Source organism: uncultured Megasphaera sp. (assembly GCF_958350005.1).
Classification (GTDB): domain Bacteria; phylum Bacillota; class Negativicutes; order Veillonellales; family Megasphaeraceae; genus Megasphaera.
In genome coordinates, this window is sequence record NZ_CATWFF010000225.1 from 1 (window position 1) to 2,955 (window position 2,955).

A 2,955-nucleotide genomic window follows, 5' to 3' on the forward strand; every position below is an offset into this window, starting at 1 on the left:
GGAATGACTTTCTGCTGTCCCCGGTAATCGCCGTGTTCAAACAACTTTTCTGTCGCTGCCGCATCTTTACCATATTTCATCTGATAGCGGCGGACAATATTCCCCTGCCCATCTTTGATAACTACATCTACAGAATTTTTGCCATACCCATGGCCATCAGGCTCCAACACTTCAGCCCTATATTCACTGCCCCGGGCCTGGGCGTTCATATTAAAGGTCTGCGCATGGTGCTGTTCTGCCAAAAAGCCGTCGAGATTGGGATTCTGACTGATTGCTCCCGACTGCGTACGAAAGGTATTTTCCAGTGCTTCATTAGCCGTTTTTACAGCATCATCCAGGCCTTGCAGGTACTGGGCCGCTTCCTGCGTACTTTGCTGAGCTGCGGCTTTCTTCATTTCACTGGCAAACCACGCTTCCTTGCTCCGTCCCTGTGAAATGGCTTTATCAAGAGAGTCTTTCTTTTCCTGCTGCATCTTCAAAGTCTGAATAATATCCTTGCTCATCTGCGCAATTTCATCTGGCTTTCGGTCGGGAAGGTGCTTACCCATTTCCATTTGCAGCCATGCCCCCAGCTCCATATCGGTATGAGCAGCATAACTATCCATAAATTGAGTCTGTAGTTTTTGCAGTTCCCGTGCTTCCTGATCTGAAAGCTTCGGGGCAAACTCTTTATCTATCCATAAAATATCTGTTTTATTCATATGATATGCTCCTTTATATCCAATAACTCTTTTTTATTTACGTACATTTCAAAGAATCAGTCTGTCTATAACAGGGTGTTAGTACTATCAATTCTAATTATTTTTAAAAGTAATCATTTAAAACTGACCAAAACCCCTCGTCACTTTTATTATTTTTTTTATTCTCTTATTGTTTTTTTCGGCGATTCATATTACTCTTGTAGGCTTCTTCGTGTTTTTCTTCTTGTCGTCCGACTGTATTCGATTGACAAGATTCCTCGTTTTCTGGCTTAATAATATAAACGCCGCGTCGACTTGCCGTACTATTGTCGTTACGAACGGGATTTTTAGTATCTTTCTTTACGCGCTTCTCACTTGTATCTTTCTTTATATCACTCTCACTAGCAGGCTGAATATCCATGGTCTGAATCAGTTCTCGAATCTGTTTAATCTTGTCTTTCAAGGTATTTGAAATAGACTTTGTATGTTTTACTGTATCCAGCAGGTCATCGGTCGTAATTTCGGTACGCCCTTCCAGAAAGGCCGTTTCAATAGTTTCACTGACAACAGCTTCCAAATCAGCGCCGTTAAATCCTTCTGTTTCTTTAATTAAAGCAATGGAATCAATAGATGAGTTCCATTTATGGCGCTTTTTCAGGTGAATATCCAGGATCTTTCGCCGTTCTTCGCCGTTAGGCAAATCGACAAAGAATAACTCATCAAAGCGTCCTTTACGCAGGAATTCCGGCGGAATCCGTGATATATCATTGGCCGTAGCTACGATGAAGACAGTGTTATCTTTTTCCTGCATCCATGTCAGGAACTGGCCAAAGAGCCGCATCGTCACATCACTGCCGTTTGTCCCGCCTACGCCGGAAAAGGCCTTTTCCAGCTCATCAATCCATAATACACAGGGACTGATCGCTTCGGCCAACTGCAAGGCCCGGCGCATATTGTGTTCTGATTCGCCGACATATTTTCCCAGGAGCCGGCCCACATCTAGGCGCACCAGAGGAATTTCAAATAAACTGGCTGCCGCTTTTGCAGTCAGGCTTTTGCCGCATCCCGGCATGCCGACAATCAATACACCTTTGGGCATATCGACGCCAAAGGTCATAGCTTTATCAAGGTTGGCAAAAATCTTGGCTTTTCGCTGCAGCCACGTTTTGAGATGCTCCAGACCGCCAATGTCTGCCAGCGAAGACGAATAGCGTATCATTTCCAGCATGCCTGATTTTTTAATAAGCTGTTCTTTTTCCGACAGGATGAGCTGCTTATCTTCCCGATCAATGCATCCACCATCCTGATAAGCTAGATTTAAAATCTGACGAATCTGAAATTCATTGAGCCCTTTAAAGGATACGGCCAGTTCGCGAATAATGTCATCATCTACAACTATCTGCAAATCGGCTATGAACTGGCGAATTTGTTTCTGAATCTCTGCAAGATCCGGAAGAGGAAGATCAAAAACAGTAATATAATTTTCCAGTTCCCGCGGAATGACGACCGTCTCAGATACGATAAAAATAGTCGTACTATACCCTTCTAAGTACATGGCCTTTTCAGCAATCATCTTTAAGAGCGCAACAACTTGCGGGTTTTCTTGCAACTCTTTATGAATATCCCGTAATATTAGAAAGGTAGGCTGATCGAATCCTTCGTCCATATTATGCAGTAAAAACTGTTCCAAATTACATTCCTGCATCTGATGTTTATCCAGAAAATCAATGGCTCCCAAGGCATTATTAAATTCTACACAATTAGCTCCTTCACGGATCTGTTTAATATCCTCATCAATAACCTGGGAATCGAAATGGCTAATATAAAGGATGGGCCGCAAGGCATCGACATACGATGCCAGTCTGGCTACTGTCGTTTTTTTAATTCTCATACCTCCATATACCAGATTGAATGAGAAGAGACATTACTCTTGTAATAAATTCCATCAAGAATTACGAACATATTTATAATATCGTCATACGACAAATCTCCGCCTGTCTGTCCGGCAGAACGAACGTAATCACCGGTATTCATTCCAATAATCATATAGGTACGGCCTTTAGCAGCCAAATCTTTCCAATACCCATCGGTTTGTCCAGTAAAGCTGTGAAGCTGACTTCCCATAACTTTTTTAAAAGAAGAATCCGTAATCAACTCACAAATTGCTTTGTACATAGCCGCCTTATCTGCATTATGTTCCGTATCCAGCTCCGTCTTGCCTTTTTCTTTGGATAAGTTAACTGGCAAATAGTACGCTCTTGTAGTATCATTCATG

The 2,955-nt window shown here is 42.5% G+C and carries 3 protein-coding genes; all 3 read right to left on the bottom strand.

Annotation, left to right across the window (positions count from 1 at the left end; genetic code table 11):
- Positions 1–701 (bottom strand): hypothetical protein (locus tag Q3886_RS09780; RefSeq protein ID WP_301861275.1); only part of this gene is annotated, 701 nt, incomplete at its 3' end.
- Positions 702–867: 166 nt separating this feature from the next.
- Positions 868–2,571 carry an AAA family ATPase gene (locus Q3886_RS09785; RefSeq protein ID WP_301861276.1) on the bottom strand — a complete coding sequence of 568 codons (1,704 nt, stop codon included), beginning with the start codon at positions 2,569–2,571 and terminating at the stop codon, positions 868–870.
- On the bottom strand, positions 2,568–2,955 hold a 388-nt coding region (locus tag Q3886_RS09790; protein ID WP_301861278.1), incomplete at its 5' end, for a hypothetical protein. The genes Q3886_RS09790 and Q3886_RS09785, both read right to left, overlap by 4 nt.

Excerpts from the sequence above, each read along its gene's own strand:
- Q3886_RS09785 (WP_301861276.1), bottom strand. The coding sequence starts at position 2,571 with ATGAGAATTAAAAAAACGACAGTAGCCAGACTGGCATCGTATGTCGAT.